General features: G+C 71.9%; 19 protein-coding genes and 1 riboswitch. Of the genes, 12 read left to right on the forward strand and 7 right to left on the reverse strand.

The annotated features are described in order from the left end of the window. Positions 1–27: 27 nt before the first annotated feature. Positions 28–1,299 carry an MFS transporter gene (locus ACZ7PG_RS48020; protein ID WP_470245924.1) on the reverse strand — a complete coding sequence of 424 codons (1,272 nt, stop codon included), beginning with the start codon at positions 1,297–1,299 and terminating at the stop codon, positions 28–30. 93 nt (positions 1,300–1,392) lie between these two features. Continuing rightward, positions 1,393–3,504 carry a RecQ family ATP-dependent DNA helicase gene (locus ACZ7PG_RS48025; RefSeq protein ID WP_470245925.1) on the reverse strand — a complete coding sequence of 704 codons (2,112 nt, stop codon included), beginning with the start codon at positions 3,502–3,504 and terminating at the stop codon, positions 1,393–1,395. 174 nt (positions 3,505–3,678) lie between these two features. Here ACZ7PG_RS48025 and nadD point away from each other — a divergent pair, with 174 nt between their 5' ends. The 7 genes from nadD to ACZ7PG_RS48060 all read left to right on the forward strand — a co-directional run bounded on the left by nadD (position 3,679) and on the right by ACZ7PG_RS48060 (position 10,291). Then, on the forward strand, positions 3,679–4,272 hold the full coding sequence (gene nadD / locus ACZ7PG_RS48030) for a nicotinate-nucleotide adenylyltransferase (RefSeq protein WP_470245926.1): 594 nt from the start codon (positions 3,679–3,681) through the stop codon (positions 4,270–4,272). A 59-nt stretch (positions 4,273–4,331) separates the two neighbouring features. After that, positions 4,332–4,727 (forward strand): ribosome silencing factor, encoded by a 396-nt coding sequence (rsfS, locus tag ACZ7PG_RS48035; protein WP_470245927.1) that lies wholly within the window; start codon positions 4,332–4,334, stop codon positions 4,725–4,727. After that, positions 4,724–5,338: a histidine phosphatase family protein gene (locus ACZ7PG_RS48040; protein ID WP_470245928.1), complete on the forward strand. Its 615-nt coding sequence runs from the start codon at positions 4,724–4,726 to the stop codon at positions 5,336–5,338. The genes rsfS and ACZ7PG_RS48040 overlap by 4 nt, the downstream gene beginning before the upstream one ends. Before the next feature lie 3 nt (positions 5,339–5,341). Next, the gene (gene octT, locus ACZ7PG_RS48045; RefSeq protein WP_470245929.1) at positions 5,342–6,070 is read left to right on the forward strand and encodes a diglucosylglycerate octanoyltransferase; all 729 of its coding nucleotides are present in this window, start codon (positions 5,342–5,344) and stop codon (positions 6,068–6,070) included. Positions 6,071–6,074: 4 nt separating this feature from the next. Next, a complete protein-coding gene (locus tag ACZ7PG_RS48050) occupies positions 6,075–6,932 on the forward strand; it encodes a DegV family protein (protein ID WP_470245930.1) in 858 nt (285 codons plus the stop codon). Between the two features lie 258 nt (positions 6,933–7,190). Continuing rightward, positions 7,191–7,913 carry a ComEA family DNA-binding protein gene (locus ACZ7PG_RS48055; protein ID WP_470245931.1) on the forward strand — a complete coding sequence of 241 codons (723 nt, stop codon included), beginning with the start codon at positions 7,191–7,193 and terminating at the stop codon, positions 7,911–7,913. Further along, positions 7,910–10,291, forward strand: coding sequence for a ComEC/Rec2 family competence protein (locus ACZ7PG_RS48060; RefSeq protein ID WP_470245932.1), 2,382 nt, complete (start codon positions 7,910–7,912; stop codon positions 10,289–10,291). The genes ACZ7PG_RS48055 and ACZ7PG_RS48060 overlap by 4 nt, the downstream gene beginning before the upstream one ends. A 3-nt stretch (positions 10,292–10,294) precedes the next feature. On the opposite strand, the gene thrC is transcribed toward ACZ7PG_RS48060, so the two are convergent. Next, the gene (gene thrC, locus ACZ7PG_RS48065) at positions 10,295–11,560 is read right to left on the reverse strand and encodes a threonine synthase (protein WP_470245933.1); all 1,266 of its coding nucleotides are present in this window, start codon (positions 11,558–11,560) and stop codon (positions 10,295–10,297) included. Positions 11,561–11,572: 12 nt separating this feature from the next. Beyond that, positions 11,573–11,706, reverse strand: a riboswitch (SAM riboswitch). A 136-nt stretch (positions 11,707–11,842) separates the two neighbouring features. Between thrC and holA the strand changes: the two genes are divergently transcribed. Then, positions 11,843–12,823 (forward strand): DNA polymerase III subunit delta, encoded by a 981-nt coding sequence (holA, locus tag ACZ7PG_RS48070; protein ID WP_470245934.1) that lies wholly within the window; start codon positions 11,843–11,845, stop codon positions 12,821–12,823. Positions 12,824–12,895: 72 nt separating this feature from the next. On the opposite strand, the gene rpsT is transcribed toward holA, so the two are convergent. Further along, positions 12,896–13,156 carry a 30S ribosomal protein S20 gene (gene rpsT / locus ACZ7PG_RS48075; protein WP_360672178.1) on the reverse strand — a complete coding sequence of 87 codons (261 nt, stop codon included), beginning with the start codon at positions 13,154–13,156 and terminating at the stop codon, positions 12,896–12,898. A 332-nt stretch (positions 13,157–13,488) separates the two neighbouring features. On the opposite strand from rpsT, the gene ACZ7PG_RS48080 reads away from it, so the two are divergent. Together ACZ7PG_RS48080 and ACZ7PG_RS48085 are read left to right on the forward strand one after the other, a co-directional pair. Then, positions 13,489–14,352, forward strand: a complete 864-nt coding sequence (locus tag ACZ7PG_RS48080) for a DMT family transporter (protein ID WP_470245935.1) — start codon at positions 13,489–13,491, stop codon at positions 14,350–14,352. 23 nt (positions 14,353–14,375) lie between these two features. Then, the gene (locus ACZ7PG_RS48085; RefSeq protein WP_470245936.1) at positions 14,376–14,750 is read left to right on the forward strand and encodes a VOC family protein; all 375 of its coding nucleotides are present in this window, start codon (positions 14,376–14,378) and stop codon (positions 14,748–14,750) included. Here ACZ7PG_RS48085 and ACZ7PG_RS48090 read toward each other — a convergent pair. Further along, positions 14,747–15,367 carry a class I SAM-dependent methyltransferase gene (locus ACZ7PG_RS48090; protein WP_470245937.1) on the reverse strand — a complete coding sequence of 207 codons (621 nt, stop codon included), beginning with the start codon at positions 15,365–15,367 and terminating at the stop codon, positions 14,747–14,749. The two genes, ACZ7PG_RS48085 and ACZ7PG_RS48090, sit on opposite strands and share 4 nt — an antisense overlap. A gap of 115 nt (positions 15,368–15,482) precedes the next feature. On the opposite strand from ACZ7PG_RS48090, the gene lepA reads away from it, so the two are divergent. Both lepA and ACZ7PG_RS48100 read left to right on the forward strand, forming a co-directional pair. Continuing rightward, positions 15,483–17,333, forward strand: a complete 1,851-nt coding sequence (lepA, locus tag ACZ7PG_RS48095) for a translation elongation factor 4 (protein WP_470245938.1) — start codon at positions 15,483–15,485, stop codon at positions 17,331–17,333. A gap of 132 nt (positions 17,334–17,465) precedes the next feature. After that, positions 17,466–18,035 (forward strand): Uma2 family endonuclease, encoded by a 570-nt coding sequence (locus ACZ7PG_RS48100; RefSeq protein WP_470245939.1) that lies wholly within the window; start codon positions 17,466–17,468, stop codon positions 18,033–18,035. Positions 18,036–18,041: 6 nt separating this feature from the next. On the opposite strand, the gene ACZ7PG_RS48105 is transcribed toward ACZ7PG_RS48100, so the two are convergent. Continuing rightward, positions 18,042–18,617 carry a PH domain-containing protein gene (locus tag ACZ7PG_RS48105; RefSeq protein ID WP_470245940.1) on the reverse strand — a complete coding sequence of 192 codons (576 nt, stop codon included), beginning with the start codon at positions 18,615–18,617 and terminating at the stop codon, positions 18,042–18,044. 26 nt (positions 18,618–18,643) lie between these two features. Beyond that, complete coding sequence (locus tag ACZ7PG_RS48110) at positions 18,644–19,090, reverse strand: pyridoxamine 5'-phosphate oxidase family protein (protein ID WP_470245941.1); 447 nt, start codon at positions 19,088–19,090, stop codon at positions 18,644–18,646. Between the last annotated feature and the right edge of the window lie 141 nt (positions 19,091–19,231).

Here is a 19,231-nt window from a genome sequence, read left to right on the forward strand (position 1 = left end):
GAGCGTGACCGGCCGGTGACGAAGGGTTTACCGCAGCTCGCTGCCCTTGGTCTCGGGCAGCGTGAGGATGACGGCGAACGCGATCGCCGCGCCGGCCGCGACGTACCAGAAGTAGAGCGTCGGCGAGATCGTGCCGAAGACGGTGATGAGCAGCGGGGCGGTGCCGCCGAAGATCGCGACGGTCAGGTTGTACCAGGCGCCGATCCCCAGCCCGCGCAGTTCGGTCGGGAACAGCTCGCTCATGATGGCCGGGGCGATCGACGTCATCGCCGTGTACAGCCCGAGCCCGACGCAGAACACGACGAGCAGCCCGCCGATGCTCCGCCCGATCAAGGTGGACAGCGGCACGACGACGACCGCGGTCGCCCCCGACCAGACGAGCAGCTGCGGCTTCCGCCCGACCCGGTCCGCGAGCGCACCCATCGGGTACTGCAGGGCGATGAACAGCGCCGTGCCGACGGACAGCGCGAGGAACACGGCGTCCGCGTCGGCGTGCCGGTTCTTCACCGCGAACGACGTGAGCGCGCTGAAGAACGTGTAGTAGCAGAGGGTCGAGAGCATCGTGAAGCCCACGAGCCTGCCGACGGCCTTGGGGTGGTGCGTCAACGTCGTCAGCAGTGGCCGTTCGAGCTTCCGCGCCTTGGCCTTCGTCTGCTCGAACAGTTCGGTCTCGGCGAGGCTGCGGCGCAGCCACAGCCCGACCAGGCCGAAGACCCCGCCCAGCAGGAACGGCAGCCGCCAGCCCCAGGACGCGAGCTGCGCCTTGTCCAGCGTCCGGGCCAGGACGAACCCGAGCACGGTCGCGATCAGCACGGCCGTCCCGGTCGAGATGTAGAAGAACGCCGAGTAGCGGCCCCGGCGTTCCGGCGGCGCGATCTCGCCGAGGTAGGCCGACGCGTTCGACACCTCACCGCCGAGCGACAGTCCCTGCGCGATGCGGGCGAGCAGCAGCAGGATCGGCGCCAGCCAGCCGACCTGCGAGAACGTCGGCAGCAGCCCGATCGCGACCGATCCGCCCGCCATGAGCAGGATGGTGAGGATCATGGCGGGCTTGCGGCCGCGCGTGTCCGCGAAGCGTCCGAGCAGGACTCCGCCGAGCGGGCGGAAGAAGAACGCGAGCGCGTAGGTGGCGAACGTGTTGATCAGGGCCAGGGTGTCGTTCCCGGCCGGGAAGAACGCGCCGGCGAAGTAGATGCTGAACGTCGCGTAGATCGTCCAGTCGAACCATTCCAGCGCGTTGCCGGCGCTCGCCGCGAACAGCTTGCGCACCGGCAGCCGGTGCCGGACCTGCACGGTCATGGCAGCCTCCACGTCCCCCGAAGGTGGACGGGACTTTGCCACATTCGTTCGCGGTGCGAAAGATCCCGACTGCTCCGTTTCCTGTCGGCCTCCTCAGGCGGTGCTCGCCAGCGCGAACGGCAGCACCGCGGGCGCCCCGGCCCGCCGCAGCAGCCGCGCGGCCAGCGTCATCGTCCAGCCGGTGTCGATGACGTCGTCCACCAGCAGAACCGGCCCGGCCGGCAACGTCGCCGCGAGGTCGGCCGGCATGCTCATCCGCCGCCACAGGTCGGCCAGCCGTTGCGCGCTGTTGGCCTGACGCGGCGGCGGCCCGTCCGCGTCGAGCGCGCCCAGGAAGTCCAGCCTGCCGACCTCGGCCAGCCGGGTGGCCAGGCTGTAGACGAGCTGCGGTCGTGTCTCCGACGGGACGGCGATCACCGCGACCGGCCGTTCCGTCCAGTGCCACCCGGCGAGCACCTGGACGCAGGCCTTGAACACCGATTCGGGAACGTCAGTGTCCTGCGCCGACGCGCCGACGAGCTCCCGCAGCCGGTTGCCCCACCCGACGTCGGTGAGCCGCCCGAGCACCTGGCCCGGCTCGGCCTGGTCGTCGGCCGAGATCCGGCCGGACACCGGAACGTCCAAAGAGGACATCCCGGTGGGCCACTGCTTCCGGGGCGCGACCTCGACGCCGGGACGCTGCAGCCGTTCCCTGGTCGCCTCGGCGACGTCGTCGGCCACCGTCGTGTCCCAGTACTCGCCGGTGCAGTTGTCGCACCGGCCGCACGGCGCCGCCTCGGGGTCGTCGAGCTGGCGCCGCAGGTACTCCATCCGGCAGCCGTCGGCCGCCAGGTACCCGAGCATCGCGTCCTGCTCGCGCTGCCGGGCCTCCGCGACCCGCCGGTACCGCCCGCGGTCGTACTCCCAGTTCTCGCCCGTGCTCGTCCAGCCGCCCTTCACGCGCCGCACCGCGCCGTCGACGTCCAGGACCTTGAGCACCATTTCCAGCCGTGACCGGGAAAGCTCCACCGACGGCTCGAGCGCGGCCGTCGAAAGGGGACGGTCGGCGTAGGAGAGCGTGTTCAGCACCTGGGTGACCCGCAGCTCGTCGGGGAAGGCGAGCGACCCGAAGTACGCCCAGATCGCCTTGTCCTCCTCGCCGGGCAGCAGCACGACCTCGGCGCGTTCGACGCCACGCCCGGCACGGCCGACCTGCTGGTAGTACGCGATCGGCGACGACGGCGCCCCGAGGTGCACGACGAACCCGAGGTCCGGCTTGTCGAACCCCATGCCCAGCGCGGACGTCGCGACCAGCGCCTTGACCCGGTTGCCGAGCAGGTCGTCCTCGGCCGCCTGCCGGTCGGCCGGGTCGGTCTTGCCGGTGTAGGCCGCCACCGGGTAGCCGCGGTCCTTCAGCAGCGACGCGACGTCGTGCGCCGCCGCCACGGTCAGCGTGTAGATGATCCCCGACCCGGGCAGCTCGGCCAGGTGCTCGGCGAGCCAGGCCAGCCGCGCCTGCGACGTCGGCAGCCGGCACACCGACAACCGCAGGCTCTCCCGGTCGAGGGTGCCGCGCAGCACCAGCGTGTCGGTGCCCGTGCCGAGGCCCAGCTGCTCGGCGACGTCGGTGACGACGCGGTCGTTCGCCGTCGCCGTGGTCGCCAGCACCGGCACACCGTCGGGCAGGTCGCCCAGCAGCGTGCGCAGGCGCCGGTAGTCCGGCCGGAAGTCGTGCCCCCAGTCGGAGATGCAGTGCGCCTCGTCGACCACCAGCAGTCCGGTGCTCGCGGTCAGCTTCGGCAGGACGTTGTCGCGGAAGTCCGGGTTGTTCAGCCGTTCGGGGCTGACCAGGAGGACGTCGATCTCGCCGGCCGCGACCGACGCCTGCACCTGGTCCCACTCCTGCGGGTTCGCCGAGTTCATGGTCGCCGCGTGGATCCCGGCGCGGGCCGCCGCCGAGATCTGGTTGCGCATCAGGGCGAGCAGGGGCGAGACGATGACCGTCGGCCCGCTGCCCTGTTCCCGCAGCAGCGCCGTGGCCAGGAAGTACACCGCCGACTTGCCCCAGCCGGTGCGCTGCACGACCAGTGCGCGACGCCGCTGCGCGACCAGGGCCTCGATGGCCGTCCACTGGTCTTCGCGCAGCTTCGCCGAGTCACCGGCCAGGGCCCGGAGGAGGGTCTCGGCGCGGTCGCGGAGGGCTGGGGTGGTGCTGGTCGTGTCCACGTCACCACGTCTACCCCATGGCACCGACGATCCGGGAATCGGCGGCGTCGCGAACGGACCGTTCGTGACGAATACAGGTGGTTATGTGACCTGAATCACAGACATTGCCCGGGTCGGGCGAGGTGGTGAACAGCACCCGACGCCTCGCGCGCGCGATGTATAGGCTCCCGAGTCATGTCACCACGGCGGATCGGGGTCATGGGCGGCACGTTCGACCCCGTGCACCACGGCCACCTCGTCGCGGCGAGCGAGGTCCAGTCCCGGTTCGGGCTCGACGAAGTGATCTTCGTCCCCACCGGCCAGCCCTGGCAGAAGACCGGCCGCCAGGTGACCAAGGCCGAGGACCGCTACCTGATGACGGTCATCGCGACCGCGTCCAACCCGGTCTTCTCGGTCAGCCGCGTCGACATCGACCGCGCCGGCCAGACCTACACCGTCGACACCCTGCGCGACCTGCACGCCGAGTACCCCGAAGACCAGCTCTACTTCATCACCGGCGCCGACGCGCTCGAGCAGATCCTGACCTGGCACAAGGCCGACGAGCTGTTCGACTTCGCGCACTTCATCGGCGTCACGCGGCCCGGCTACCGGCTCAATTCGCACCACCTGCCCAGCGGCAAGGTCAGCCTCGTCGAGGTCACCGCGATGGCGATCTCCTCGACCGGCTGCCGCGACCGCGTCGAGCGCGGGGAGCCGGTCTGGTACCTCGTCCCCGACGGCGTCGTCCGCTACATCGCGAAGAAGGATCTCTACCGGAAGAGCGACTGAAGCGCTCCTGGTCGCGGCGGGTACTCTTCTCGGGCGAACCCGATCTGTGAAGGAGCACCGTGGCAGCCACGTCCGAGGCACGAGAGCTGGCCGTAGCGGCCGCACACGCGGCGGCGGACAAGAAGGCCAGCGACGTAGTCGTGCTGGACGTGTCCGAGCAGCTCGTCATCACCGACGCCTTCGTCCTCGCCTCCGCGTCCAACGAGCGCCTGGTCGGCGCGATCGTCGACAACGTCGAAGAGAAGCTGCGGGAGAGCGGCCACAAGCCGGTCCGCCGCGAAGGCGCCCGCGAGGGCCGCTGGGTCCTGCTCGACTACGTCGACGTCGTCGTGCACGTCCAGCACGTCGAGGAGCGCTCGTTCTACGGCCTCGAGCGGCTGTGGAAGGACTGCCCGCGCATCGAGGTGGCCGGTCTCGAGGAGTCGCCCGCCGACGAGGACCCGGACGTCCCGTGAGCCCGCGGCGGCTCGTGCTCTGGCGCCACGGCGAGACGGACTACAACGCCGCCGGGCGGATGCAGGGTCACCTCGACTCGGCGCTGACGCCGGTCGGCTGGAACCAGGCCCGGTTCGCGGTCCCCGCGCTGGCCCGGTTCTCCCCGGACCTCGTCATCGCGTCCGACCTGCGCCGCGCCACCGACACGGCCACCGTGCTCACCGACGCGATCGGCGTCCCGCTGCGGATCGACAAGCGCCTGCGCGAGACGCACCTCGGCGAATGGCAGGGGCTCACCGGCGCGGAGGTCGACGCGGCCTACCCCGGTGAGCGCGACCGCTGGCGCAAGGACGCGACCTGGGCGCCTCCCGGCGGCGAGAACCGCCTCGACGTCGCCGACCGCGCGAGCGAAGTCGTCACCGACCTGCAGCAGGCCAACTCTTCGGTGGGCGACACCGTGCTGCTGGCCGCGCACGGCGGCCTGATCACCGCGCTCACCGCGCGGCTGCTGAACCTGCCGGTGGAGACCTGGCCGTCGCTGGGCGGGATCTCGAACTGCCACTGGGTCGAACTGGGCGCGCGCGACGGGAAGTGGCGGCTGCAGGCCTACAACGCGGGGATGCACGGCTAGCCGATGGGGCCGCGCCTGCTCGTGTTCGGCGATTCGCTGAGCTTTCACGGTCCCGAAGGACCCTGCGCCGCGGACGAACCGCGGCTGTGGCCCAACGTCGCCGCCGCAGCCCTCGGCGGCACCGCCGACCTGGTCGCCGGGATCGGCTGGACCGCCCGCGACGCCTGGTGGTCGCTGACCGGCGACCCGCGCGTGTGGGCCGATCTGCACCACGTCGACGCGGTCGTGCTGGCGGTCGGCAGCATGGACACGCTGCCTTCGCCGTTGCCGACCTACCTGCGCACGGGGCTGAAGTACCTGCGGCCCGACCCGGTGCGGCGCGTGGTGCGCAAGGCTTATCTCGCCGCGCAGCCGCGGTTGTCGGTCGCGCTCCGCGGCCGTCCCACGGTGTTGCCGGCCAAGCTCACCGTGCAGTACCTCGACACGGCGGTGGGTGCGTTGCGCGTTCTGCGGCCCGAGCTGCCGATCTTCAGCATGCTGCCCTCGGTGCACCGGGCCGCGGCCTACGGCGGCGTGCACACCGCGCGTCCGGGCGCGGAGGCCGCGATGAAGGCCTGGGGCGCACGAGCGGGAATTCCGTTGCTGGACCTCGAAGCCGTTGTCGGAGAGCACGTCCTGAGCGGCGAGGGGAACCCCGACGGCATGCACTGGGGCTGGAAGGGGCACGCCGCGGTGGGCGACGCGATGTCCGTGTTGATGGCGCCGGTGCTGACCCCCGGCCACGTAGGCTGACGGCGTGTCGGTCGCCGTAGTCACGGATTCCACCGCCCACCTGCCGGAGGGCTTCGCCGAACGGCACGCGGTCCGGGTGGTGCCGCTGCACGTCCTGGTCGACGGCGTGGTCTCCCTCGACGGCGTCGAGACCGGCCCGGCGGCGGTCGCCGAGGCGATGAGCCAGCGCAAGATCGTCACGACGTCCCGGCCGACGCCCACGGAGTTCGTCGCGGAGTATCGCGCCGCGTTCGACGGCGGCGCGGACTCGATCGTTTCCGTGCACCTCTCGCGTGAGCTGTCGGGCACCTGGGAAGCGGCGGTGCTGGCGGCGCAGGAGGTCGGGCCGGACCGGGTCCGCGTGGTCGACTCGCGCACCACCGCGATGGGGCTCGGGTTCGCCGCGCTGCACGCCGCGGCCGCCGCGGCCGCCGGGGCTTCGGCGGCCGAAGTCGAGGCCGCGGCGGTGACCGCGGCGGCCTGCTCGTCGACGTTGTTCGTCGTCGAGACGCTCGACCACCTGCGTCGCGGCGGCCGGATCGGCCCGGCGGCCGCGCTGCTCGGCACGGCGCTGGCGGTGAAGCCGGTGCTGCACATGTCCGAAGGCCGGATCCTGCCGCTGGAGAAGGTCCGCACCATGAACCGGGCGCTCGCGCGGCTGGTCGAGCTCGCCGCCCAGGCCGCGCGGGACGACGATGTCGAGCTGGCCGTCCACCACCTCGCGTCGCCGGAGCGGGCGGTCGAGCTGGCGAACCGGCTGGAAGAGGCCGTGCCGCGGTCGGCGGGCTGCGTGGTTTCCGAGCTGGGCGCGGTGATCGGGGCCCACACCGGGCCGGGGGTGCTCGGGGTCGTCGTCCAGCGGACGGTTCCGTCCCGCGGCTAGTGCGGTGACCGGAGACGCCGGCCGGATGCGCTGACGGGCACCTTCCCCGCGACGGGCCCTTTCCGCTCGTCCACTTCGGCCACGCGCGCGGCCCGCCACCGGCGCCGGCGCGCCGAACCCTCCAGCATGCCACCCGGGTACGACGGAAACGGCCGTTCCGGCCCGGGCGGGGTGGATCCGTCCACAGCACCCCGGTTGTCCACAGGACGCGGCGGCACCCCTGTCGGACGCCGCCCCGCGAGCCCTAACGTCGATCGTGTGTTCGAGCAGCCCGCCCGGGATCCGGGCCCTCCCGTCAACGACCGGCTCGCCTGGCTGGCCGACCAGTTCTCGCCCGATGCGAGCACGGTCGGGCCCGGCGGCCGGCTGGTCCGGCGCTGGCTGCCCGGTGGAGCCGCCGGGGCCGGCCGCCGCCGGTGGGCGTTCGCCGGCGTCCTCGTCTCGGTCGTGGTGATCGTCCTCGGTGCGGTCGCGCTCTTCGGCGGCCCGCCGGTACCCGAGCCACCACCGTCGCTGCCCAGCGCGAAACCGGCGAGCGAAGCGTCGGCCCGGGCGGCGCCCCCGGCCGGTCTCGTCATCAGCGTGATCGGCCGCGTCCGGTCGCCCGGCCTGGTCACCGTGGTCCAGGGCGCCCGCGTCGCGGACGTCCTGCGGGCCGCGGGCGGCGCCGAGCCCGGCGCGGACCTGAGCGCGCTCAACCTCGCCCGCCGGGTGACCGACGGGGAGCAGCTCGCGGTCGGGATCCCGGCACCACCCGCCGCCGTGGCCGCCGGTGCTCCGGCGGCCGCCAAGGTCGACCTCAACGCGGCGAGCGCGGACCAGCTGGACACGCTGCCCGGCGTCGGCGAGGTGACGGCCCAGCGGATCGTCCAGTGGCGCACCGAGCACGGCGGCTTCGCGAAGGTCGAGCAACTGCGCGACGTCTCCGGCATCGGGGAAAGCAAGTTCGAAAAGCTGCGCGAGCAGGTGACGGTCGGATGAGCACCCTCCCTGCGACCGACACCCGGCAGGACCTGCGGCTCGTCCCGGCGGCGCTGGCGTGCTGGCTCGCCGCACTCGGCGGCCTGCTGCTGGGCTGGTGGACGGCCGTCGCCGTCGGCCTCGCCTCGGCGGTGCTCGCCGGACTGGTGCTCTGGCGGGCGCGAGGGCGTCCCCGGGCGCTCGGCGCGGCCGCGGCACTGCTGGTGCTGGGACTCGCCGCCGCCGGCCCGGTCGCCTGGCGAATCCGGGACGCGCAACGCGACGACCTCCGCGCGGCTTCGGCCGACGGGCTCCCCGCGTCGGTGCGGGTCGTCGTCGCCGAGCGCCCGAAGCCCGTGCGCGGCGCGGGTTATGCCGATCAGCAGGCCGGTGCCCGGTCGGTGGTGCTGACGGCCGACGTCCGCACGGCGTCGGTCGACGGCCGGCCGGTCACATCGTCCGGACGCGTCCTGCTGCTGGCGCCGGTCGCGCAATGGGCGTCACTGTTGCCGGGCCAGGACGTGACGGCGAGCGGCCTGCTGATGGCGCCACGCGGCTCGGACCTGACCGTCGCGGTGCTGTCCGTGCGCGGCCCGCCGGGCGACCTCGGGCCGGCGCCGTGGTGGCAGCGGACCGCGGCCGGCCTGCGCGCCGGACTCCACGACCTGTGCCAGGTCCTGCCCGATGAACCCGGCGGCCTGCTGCCTGGGCTGGTCTTGGGCGACACGAGCGGGTTGTCGCCGCGGGTCGAGCAGGAGTTCATCACCGCCGGGCTCGCCCATCTGACCGCGGTCAGCGGGGGAAACCTCGCCGTCGCGTGTGGCGCGGTGCTGCTCCTGCTGCGCTTCCTGCGGCTCGGGCCGCGGCTGTCGGCGGTGGCGGCCGGTGCGTGCCTGGCCGGTTTCCTCGTGCTGGTCGGGCCGGAGCCCAGCGTGCTGCGGGCCGGGGTGATGGCGGCGGTCGCGTTGCTGGCTCTGGCGCTGGGCAAGCGAGGCTCGGCGTTGCCCGCGCTGGCGTTCGCGGTGTGCGTGCTGGTGGTGACGGATCCGGCGATGGCGACGGACTTCGGGTTCGCGTTGTCGGTGTTCGCCACGGCCGGGCTGGTGCTCATCGCGCCACGCTGGGCCGCTGCGCTGGCCCGTCGCGGCGTCCCGCCGGGGTTCGCCGACGGGCTGGCGATCCCGCTGGCCGCCTTCCTCGTGACGGCGCCGGTCATCGCGGGCATGGCGGGGTCGGTGAGCCTGGTTTCGGTGCTGGCCAACGTCCTCGCCGCGCCCGTGGTGGCCCCGGTGACGGTGCTCGGCCTGCTGGCGACGGTGCTCGGTCCCTGGTGGCCGGGCGCAGGGAAGGTCCTGGTGCACTTGGCCGACCCGGAGGCCCGGTGGCTGATCACCGTGGCGCGCCACGGCGCGCGGGCTCCCGGCGCGGTCGTCGCCTGGCCAGGCGGCTGGTCGGGTGGGCTGCTCGCCGCCGGGGTGCTGGTGGTGCTGGTGCTGGCCGCCCGGCGCCGGCGGGTGCGGCTGGTGCTGGCGGTGCTGGTCGTCGGCGCGCTGCTGATCTTCGTGCCGGTCCGGGTGCTCGCGCCGGCGTGGCCACCGCGGAACTGGGCGATGGTCGAGTGCGACGTCGGGCAGGGCGACGCGGTCGTGCTGGCGACCGCCGAGCCGGGACGCGCGGTCGTCGTGGACACCGGACCCGAGCCGGGGCCGGTGGACGAGTGCCTGCACCGGCTGGCGGTCGACCGGATCCCGCTGCTGGTGCTGAGCCACCTGCACGCCGACCACATCGGCGGGCTGGCGTCGGTCTTCGATGGCCGGGCGGTCGGCGGGATCGCCGTCGGCCCGGGGCGGGCGCCGGAGTGGGCGTGGCGGCAGGTCGCCGCGGAGGCGAAGCGGCAGGGCGTGCCGCTGGTGGAGCTGAGCCCGGGGGAGCAGCTGGCGTGGCCCGGGCTGTCGCTCGACGTGCTCGGCCCGCACTACGTGCCGGAACGCTCGGCTGGACAGCAGGACGGCACGACGATCAACAACAGCTCGGTGGTCCTGCGAGCGCGGAGCCCCGCCGGCCGGGTGCTCCTCACCGGTGACGTCGAGCTGGCGGCCCAGGCCGACCTGCTGGCCGACGGCGACGACCTGAAGGCGGAGGTGTTGAAGGTTCCTCACCACGGTTCGCGTTACTCGCTGCCGTCGTTCCTCGCGGCGGTGGCGCCGCGGGTGGCGTTGGTCAGCGTGGGCGCCGGCAACACCTACGGGCACCCGAACAAGTCCACAATAGACAGTCTGAAAGCGCTGGGAGCATTGGTGACCCGGACCGATATGGATGGTGACACGGCCGTGGTCGGCGACCCGGCCGGGCCGGCCGTAGCGCGCCGGGGCGAGCCGCGTGGCCCGCCCCGGCGGTGAGCGTCAGTAGCCGAGCGCCTCGTTCACGGCCTTGACGGAAGCCGCCACGGTCGCCTTCGGGCCGATGTGGTTCTCGACCGCGTCGAGGGTCTTGAGGCCGTCGCCGGTGATCAGGAGGACCGTCTCGGCGTCCGGGTCCAGCTTGCCCGTCTCGATCAGCTTCTTCGCCGTCGCGACGGTGACGCCGCCCGCGGTCTCGGTGAAGATGCCTTCGGTGCGGGCCAGCAGCCGGATGCCTTCGACGACCTCTTCGTCGGTGACGTCCTCGATCGCACCGCCGGTGCGGTTGACGATGTCGAGCACGTAGGGGCCGTCGGCCGGGTTGCCGATCGCCAGCGACTTGGCGATCGTGTCCGGCTTCACCGGCTGGACCACGTCCTGGCCGGCGCGGAAGGCGGCCGACACCGGCGAGCAGCCGGTCGCCTGCGCGCCGAACACCTTGTACGGGCTGGCGTCCACGAGACCGAGCTGGCCCAGCTCGCGGAAACCCTTGTCCACCTTGGTCAGCTGCGAACCGGAGGCGATCGGCACGACGATCTGCGGCGGGATGCGCCAGCCCAGCTGCTCGGCGACCTCGAAGGCCAGCGTCTTCGAGCCTTCCGAGTAGTACGGCCGGACGTTCACGTTCACGAACGCCCACTTCGGGTGCTCGCCGGCGAGCTCGGTGGCGAGGCGGTTGACGTCGTCGTAGTTGCCGTCGACGGCGATCAGGTCGCCGTCGTAGACCGCGGTGGTGAGGATCTTGGCGCGCTCGAGGGTCTTCGGGATCAGCACGACCGACCGCCAGCCGGCGCGGGCCGCGGCGGCGGCCGTCGCGTTGGCCAGGTTGCCGGTCGACGGACAGGCGAGCACCTCGAAGCCGAACTCGCGGGCCGCGGCCAGCGCGACGGCGACGACGCGGTCCTTGAACGAGTGCGTCGGGTTGCCGGTGTCGTCCTTGACCCACAGGCGCTTGAGGCCGAGCTCCTTGGCCAGGCGGTCGGCGCGGATCAGCCGGGTCGCGCCGGGCTCGGTGTTCGGGATCTCTTCGATGTTCGACGGAACCGGGAGGAGCTTCTTGTAGCGCCAGATGTTCTTGGGGCCGGCCTCGATGTCTTCGCGGCGGACGCGGCCGAAGTCGTAGGCGACCTCGAGCGGCGAGAAGTCCTCGGCAGAGACGAACTCCGGCGCGAGCGGCTGCCGGTGGCCCTCTTCCTTCGACACCAGCTCGACGGCGGGACCGAGATCCGGGGTCTTCGTGGTGGAGGTCGTTCCGAGGGTGGCGGTCATCGCGAGGTTCCTTCCTCATCTGCCCCGCCGAAGCGGGCCGGAATTGGCACCGTGGTCGTCAGCTACCCCGCGAATGCGGGATGACGGGCTGTACGCCGGTTGCCGGGGCTTCGTCGGGCCGTTCCCTCTGCCCCTCTGGATGAGCGGTATTCGGTTGTCGGTGCGCGCCAAACTGCGCGCCGCCTCGAGGACACCGTACGACATGGCGCTCGGGCCGTGCCATGCCGGCCGCTCGACATCACCGGAGCGGGCGCACGACACCGCAAGTGAGAGGATCCTCCCGTGACCGCCCAAGCCACCGCCCCGGCCCCGCTGCACCTGGTCCTGGGTGAGGAAGAACTGCTGATCGAGCGCGCCGTCCGCGAGACGCTCGCCGCGGCCCGCGCGCTCGACGCCACGGCCGAGCTGACCCGGGTCCGGGTGTCCGATCTCACAGCCCCCGAGCTGGCCGAACTCGTCAGCCCGTCGCTGTTCAGCGAGGGCCGCGTGATCGTCCTGGAGTCGGGGCAGGACATCTCGCAGGAGCTGGCCGACGCCGTGGCGTCCTACCTGAAGGACCCGGCGGACGGCGTCGTGCTGGTCGTCGTGCACACCGGCGGTGGGCGCAGCAAGGCGGGCAAGACGCTCCCGGCGGTGCTGAAGAAGGCCGGCGCCGAGGTCACGGAGTGCCCGAAGATGACCAAGCCGGCCGAGCGCGAGCAGTTCGTGCGCCACGAGGTGCGCCGCGCGGGCGGCAAGATCGACCCGGCGGGAGTCGCCGCGCTGATCGACGCCGTCGGCTCCGACCTGCGGGAACTCTCCTCGGCGGCGACGCAGCTGGTGGCGGACGCCGGTGGGTCCGTCGACGCCGAAGCGGTCCGCCGCTACCACCGCGGGCGCGCGGACGTGACCGGGTTCGCGGTCGCGGAGAAGGCCGTGAGCGGCGATCGCTCGGCGGCACTGGAGTCGCTGCGCTGGGCGATGCAGCTGGGCGTCCCGCACGTCCTGGTCGCGGACGCACTGGCCGACGCGGTCCGCACGATCGCCCGGGTCTCCGGCGCGGGCCGGGGCAACCCGAACCAGCTGGCGGGCGAGCTGGGCATGCCGCCGTGGAAGATCCGCAAGGCGCAGGGCCAGGTCCGCGGCTGGAACCAGGACGGCCTGGCGACGGCGATGCGCGTGGTGGCGAGGCTGAACGCCGAGGTCAAGGGCGTGGCGGCCGACCCGGGCTACGCGCTGGAGCGCGCGGTCCTCCAGGTGGCGGCCGCCAAGGGCGAGCGCTGATCCCGGACATGCAGAAAGCCCCGGCCGAAGCCGGGGCTTTCTGGGAAATCGAACAGCCGGAAATCAACCAGCTCAGAGCGCGTTGACGCGCTTCGCCAGCGCCGACTTCTTGTTGGCGGCCTGGTTGGCGTGGAGAACGCCCTTCGAGACGGCCTTGTCCAGCTTCTGGGCGGCGTCGCGCTGCAGCTCGACGGCCTTGGCCTTGTCGCCGGCCTCGGCGGCTTCGCGGACCTTGCGGATCGCGGTCTTCACCGAGGACCGGATCGCCTGGTTGCGCAGACGCGCCTTCTCGTTCGTCGTGATGCGCTTGATCTGCGACTTGATGTTGGCCATAGGGGCAACTCCTCTTTCACTCGGTGAGATTCGCCGCCGCGCTGAATTGGCCCCGCTCGGAGAGCGGGCTTCCTCCATGACGGAATGCCGCACGGGCAGCGAGCAGCAACTTTAACAGCCGGGCCGCGGACGTCCGGCACCGGGAGTACGGTGGGCGACGGTAGTGCCTAGGGTTCCGTCGCCGGTCCGCAGGCATCTCGCGGTACACAACCAGGACCGGCGGGTCTGGTCCGAGCGGCACCGTCGGCGGGCCCGGACGGCCGGTCGTTCATCTGACGGGGCAAAAGCCTGGAGGACCCGGTTTTCGCGCGCGCGAAAACCCGAAGGGTCCCATGAACACCACTGCCCTGTCCTTCGTCCTCGTCGCCGCGGTCGTGCACGCCGCGTGGAACCTGGCCGCCAAGCGGATCTCCTCCGGCGGCACCCAGTTCGTCTGGCTCTACTACACCGCTTCCGCGGTCATCCTCCTGCCGGTGACGGTCGTGCTGCTGGTCGTCGAACCGCAACGTCCACAGTGGAGCTGGCTGGTGGCCGCCGTGGTCACGTCGGTGCTGCACATCGCCTACGGCATCGTGCTGCAGCACGGGTACCGCGTGGGTGACCTCTCCGTCGTCTACCCGGTCGCGCGGGGCACCGGGCCGCTGTTGTCGGTGCTGGCCGCCGTCCTCGTGCTCGGCGAACGGCCCGGCTGGCTCGGCCTGCTCGGCGCCTTCCTGGTCGTCGCCGGGGTGCTGGTGATCAGCACCGGCCGCAAGGGCGGCGACCCGCACGCGGTCAAGGCCGGCATCCTCTACGGCCTGCTGACCGGCGCCGTCATCGCCGGCTACACCCTCTGGGACGCGCACTCGGTGACCGGTCTCGGCGTGCCGCCGGTCGTCTACTTCGGCCTCGGCTCGATCCTGCAGAGCGTGCTGCTCGTGCCCGGCGCACTGGCCGGCCGCGCCGAGGTGACGCGGATCTGGCGCGAGCAGCGCCGCGAGGTGCTGGTCGTCGCGGTGCTTTCGCCGGTCGCGTACATCCTCGTGCTGTTCGCCCTCACGATGGCGCCGGTCAGCCTGGTCGCGCCCGCCCGCGAGCTGAGCATCGTGCTCGGCGGCCTCGCCGCGTGGCTGGTGCTGGGCGAACGCGACGCCGTGCGGCGGCTCGCCGGGTCGGTGATCGTGCTGTCGGGCATCGCCGCGATTGCGGCCGCCTGAGCGCGTCCGGTAGGGATGGTCGGATGGAAGTCCTGAAGAGCAGGCTGATCGTCCGCTCGCGCGACGCCGGCGCGACGACGGCGTTCTACCGCGACACCCTCGGCCTGGCCGTGGAGCGCGAGTTCCCCGGCGGCACGGTGTTCTTCCTCGGCCACGGCTCCCTGGAGGTCTCCGGCCGGGGCGAGACGGGCCCGTCGCCCGATCTGGTGCTCTGGCTGCAGGTCCGGGACCTCGCCGCCACGATGGCCGACCTGAAGGGGAAGGGCCTCGAGCCGGTGCGCGACGCCCAGCGCGAGCCCTGGGGCCTCGACGAGGCCTGGATCGCCGACCCGGACGGCACGCGCATCGTGCTGGTCGAGGTGCCCGAGGGCCACCCGATCCGCGTGGACACCCGCTAGGCGGGCTTGACGGCGCGCAGCTGCGCGGCCAGCGCGGCGAAGCCGGGCGGGTCCCAGGTCCACGTCTGCAGGTCGGCGAAGCCCGCTCCGGCGGCTTCGTCGGCCAGGACGTGCCTGCTCACGGGCAGCCACTTCTCGTGCGCGGACAGCAGCAGCCGCCCGCCGGGGCGCAACACCCGGAACAGCTCGGCGAACCCGGCCGCGCGGTCGTCCCAGAGCATGACGTTGTTGACGGTCAACACGACGTCCACGGACCCGTCGGGCTCGCCGGTGTGCGCCGCCGACCCTTCCCGGAGCTCAGCGCGGTCGCCACAGCGCTCGTGGCAGAGCCCGAGCATCTCGGGGGAGGGGTCGACGCCGAGGGCGCGCCCGGCCAGCCGCGCGGCGGCGTCCAGGCCGACGCCGGGGCCGGGTCCGACGACCAGGACGGTCTCGTCGGGCTCGATCCGGGCCAGGTCGACGATGCGCTGCTCGGTCGCGGCGTTGCCCCGCGCCATCACCCAGCCGCCGAGGCGGCCGAGCGGACCGGAAGGGTGACCGAACGCACGGTCGAGAACGCGGGCGAAGCCGCTGGTCTCCGGCTGGGGAGGGGGTGCCGGCTGGTGCGATGTGCTCATACTTCGAGGGCACCACGGATCACGAACACCCGCATCGGGGATGACCCCCACTGGCACCCGGAGGGGCATGGGAGCATAGAGGTGGCCATCCCCGACTTTCCGAGGACTCATTCGAGTGACAGCGCTCAACAAGTTCGCCGACACCACCTTCACGCCTCCGGAGCTCATCCGGAACTTCTGCATCATCGCGCACATCGACCACGGCAAGTCCACCCTGGCCGACCGCATGCTGCAGCTCACCGGCGTCGTGGAAGAGCGGGCCATGCGCGCGCAGTACCTCGACCGGATGGACATCGAGCGCGAGCGCGGGATCACGATCAAGGCGCAGAACGTCCGGCTGCCCTGGAAGGTCGACGGGCAGGACCACGTCCTGCACATGATCGACACCCCCGGCCACGTCGACTTCACCTACGAGGTCTCCCGGGCGCTGGAGGCGTGCGAAGGCGCCGTCCTGCTGGTCGACGCCGCGCAGGGGATCGAGGCCCAGACGCTGGCCAACCTCTACCTCGCCCTGGAGAACAACCTCCAGATCATCCCGGTGCTCAACAAGATCGACCTGCCCTCGGCCGACCCCGACAAGTACGCGGGTGAGCTCGCCCACATCATCGGCTGCGAGCCCGACGACGTCCTGCGGGTCTCGGCCAAGACCGGCATGGGCGTCGGCGCGCTGCTCGACGAGGTCGTGAAGTCGGTCCCGGCGCCGCAGGGCGACGCCGACGCGCCCGCCCGCGCGATGATCTTCGACTCGGTCTACGACACCTACCGCGGCGTCGTCACCTACATCCGCGTTGTCGACGGCAAGATCACCCCGCGCGAGCGCATCAAGATGATGTCCACCGGCGCGACCCACGAGCTCCTGGAAGTCGGCATCATCTCGCCGGAGCCGAAGGCGAGCAAGGGCCTCGGCGTGGGCGAGGTCGGCTACCTGATCACCGGTGTGAAGGACGTCCGGCAGTCCAAGGTCGGCGACACCGTGACCTCCGAACGCCACGGCGCCAAGGAAGCGCTGGCGGGCTACCGCGAACCGAAGCCGATGGTCTACTCCGGACTGTATCCGGTGGACGGTTCCGACTACCCCGAGCTGCGCGAGGCCCTGGACAAGCTCCAGCTGAACGACGCCGCGCTCGACTACGAGCCGGAGACGTCGGTGGCGCTCGGTTTCGGCTTCCGCTGCGGCTTCCTCGGCCTGCTGCACCTGGAGATCACCCGCGACCGGCTCGAGCGCGAGTTCGGCCTCGACCTGATTTCCACCGCGCCCAACGTGGTCTACGACGTGGTGCTGGACGACGGCAAGGAAATCCACGTCACCAACCCGTCGGACTGGCCGACCGGGAGCAAGATCGACAAGGTGCTGGAGCCGGTCAGCAAGGTCAGCATCCTGGCGCCGTCGGAGTTCATCGGCACGATCATGGAGCTGTGCCAGAACAAGCGCGGCCAGCTGCTCGGCATGGACTACCTGTCCGAGGACCGGGTCGAGCTGCGCTACAACATGCCGCTGGGCGAAATCATCTTCGACTTCTTCGACACGCTGAAGTCGCGTACGCGCGGTTATGCGTCGCTGGACTACGAAGAGGCCGGCACGCAGGCGGCGGACCTGGTCAAGGTGGACATCCTGCTGCAGGGCGAGGGCGTGGACGCGTTCTCCGCGATCGTGCACAAGGACGACGCCTACAACTACGGCAACCGCATGGTGAACCGCCTCCGAGAGCTGATCCCGCGCCAGAACTTCGAGGTGCCCATCCAGGCGGCCATCGGCGCCCGGATCATCGCCCGCGAAACGATTCGCGCGATCCGCAAGGACGTTCTGGCCAAGTGCTACGGCGGTGACATTTCGCGTAAGCGCAAGCTGCTGGAGAAGCAGAAGGAAGGCAAGAAGCGGATGAAGACCGTGGGCCGGGTCGAGGTCCCGCAGGAGGCCTTCGTCGCCGCACTGTCCACTGAGGACTCGGGAAAGAACAAGAAGTAAGTGTCACGTTGATGTGACAGTGGCGCCCATATCCATGCCTCCGAGTGAATGTGGGCGCCGAACCCGTGTTCGACGCGGTTTCTGTCGGTGCTGTCTGGTTCGCTCTGGTGCGAAGAGCGAAAGGAGAGCACCATGACGGCCATGGCGGACAGCGAGCATCCCACCGATTCGGGCCCCTTGACGGTGCGCGACCTCGAGGGGATCCCGTATGACAGCCGACGCTACGAGCTCATCGACGGGGTGCTCGTCGTGAGCCCGGCGCCCGGCCTGAGACACCAGAAGATCGCCTACCGACTTCACGGCGTCCTGGAGGCTTCGTGCCCGCCCCAGTTCGAGGTCGTCGGGGCGCCGTTCGCGGTGCACCACGGTGACAAGATCGAGCTGCAACCCGACGTCCTGGTCGGCCGGGACGAAGACTTCACCGAGAAGGATCTCCCGGTGCCGCCGGTTCTCGCGGTCGAAGTGCTCTCGCCGAGCACGGCGATCCACGACCTCAACACCAAGAAGGCGATCTACGAGCGGCTCGGCACCCCCAGCTACTGGGTGATCGATCCCGGGGATCCCTCGCTGACCGTGTTCGAGCTGGACGAGGACGGGTGCTACCAGCAGGTGGCCAAGGCCGCGGGCGACGAGGTGCTCGAGGCCGAGCGGCCGTTCCCGGTGCGGATCGTGCCACGGGAGCTGCTGGGCCGGTTGGGCTGACCGCGGTCAGCGGATGCGCGGTGTGCCGCGCAGCTGGGCGTGCAGCTGCCGGTTTCGCAGCTCCTTCCGCAGCCGGTCGACCACCGCGTCGAACAGGGCCGGGTCGAGGATCGCCGTCTGGTCGAACTGGCGTCGCTGGGGCGGCGCGGGGGCGAGGCGGCCGCGGGGTGCGTAGCGCTGCACCGAGCTCTCGACGCCTTCGCCGGTGACCAGGTCGACCCAGAGCGCGTCGCGCAGGAAACCGTCGCCGAAGCGGGCCGAACGGCGCGTCGAGACGTCGGCGATCTGCGACCACGGGATCAGCCGCGTGCTGAGCGTGCCCGCGGGCACGCGGAGGCCTTCGTCGCCGACGGTGAGGTCCTGCAGGCCGGCGAGGCCGCGCTTGAGCCTGCGAGCGCGCGAGAGCTGGAAGGCCACGACGGCGAGGAGCACGGTCGCGGCGTAGGCGCCACCGACCAGCCACGGCGAGAGGCCGCGCACCAGACCGGAGACGAGTGCGGCGCCGAAGCCGGCGTCGGCGACGAGCAGCACGCCGACCAGGACCTTGACGGGCGTCGTGACACGGGCGGGGGACTCGGACAACGGGTCGGCTCCTGGGTCCGGGCGGGTCAGGGGTTGCCGATGATCCGGTCGGCCGTCACGAACACCGCGACCCGCCGCTCGTCGGCCATCACGCGGTCGTACTCGTCCCAGTCGTCGTGGGTACCGGTGGCGGCGACGAAGACGTCACGCAGGAGCTTCGGCAGGCCCGCGGGGTCGAAGGCGGGGTCGGGATCGTCCGGCCCGACGAGGTGGGTGGCGCCGGTGACGGAGACCCAGTTCCAGCCGCGGCGGAAGGTCACGGTGGCATGCCCGGCCCGCCGCAGCAACAGGAGCTTGTGCGCCTTGCCGACCGCGACGTAGGCGACGCCCGGGGCACCGGTCACCGGGTCATCGAAGACACCGGCGTTGACAACGGAGGAGTGAACGGTGCCATCGCCCCGCGTCGTGGCAACGGTGGCCAGGCCATTTTCCCGCAGCGACAGCGTGCGAACCTGCTCCAGATCAACGCTCATGCCCCAACCTAACCCGCCGGGCCGACCGGGTGTTCCGCTTTCACCGGCTGGAGTGCGGTGCTGACCGTCCGCACAGCCCGGCACCATTCCCCGCGCGGCGTTCGGGTGACCGTCGAGCGGGCGCGTTGCGGCGCGGCACCC

The sequence above is a fragment of the Amycolatopsis sp. NPDC114504 genome, from assembly GCF_055633595.1.

Coding starts and splice junctions, on each gene's coding strand:
- thrC (WP_470245933.1), bottom strand. CDS start 11,560: ATGACCGCCACCCTCGGAACGACCTCCACCACGAAGACCCCGGATCTC.
- ACZ7PG_RS48080 (WP_470245935.1), top strand. CDS start 13,489: ATGAACACCACTGCCCTGTCCTTCGTCCTCGTCGCCGCGGTCGTGCAC.
- ACZ7PG_RS48060 (WP_470245932.1), top strand. CDS start 7,910: ATGAGCACCCTCCCTGCGACCGACACCCGGCAGGACCTGCGGCTCGTC.
- octT (WP_470245929.1), top strand. CDS start 5,342: ATGGGGCCGCGCCTGCTCGTGTTCGGCGATTCGCTGAGCTTTCACGGT.
- ACZ7PG_RS48110 (WP_470245941.1), bottom strand. CDS start 19,090: ATGAGCGTTGATCTGGAGCAGGTTCGCACGCTGTCGCTGCGGGAAAAT.
- ACZ7PG_RS48020 (WP_470245924.1), bottom strand. CDS start 1,299: ATGACCGTGCAGGTCCGGCACCGGCTGCCGGTGCGCAAGCTGTTCGCG.
- ACZ7PG_RS48100 (WP_470245939.1), top strand. CDS start 17,466: ATGACGGCCATGGCGGACAGCGAGCATCCCACCGATTCGGGCCCCTTG.
- rpsT (WP_360672178.1), bottom strand. CDS start 13,156: ATGGCCAACATCAAGTCGCAGATCAAGCGCATCACGACGAACGAGAAG.
- nadD (WP_470245926.1), top strand. CDS start 3,679: ATGTCACCACGGCGGATCGGGGTCATGGGCGGCACGTTCGACCCCGTG.
- ACZ7PG_RS48085 (WP_470245936.1), top strand. CDS start 14,376: ATGGAAGTCCTGAAGAGCAGGCTGATCGTCCGCTCGCGCGACGCCGGC.
- ACZ7PG_RS48090 (WP_470245937.1), bottom strand. CDS start 15,367: ATGAGCACATCGCACCAGCCGGCACCCCCTCCCCAGCCGGAGACCAGC.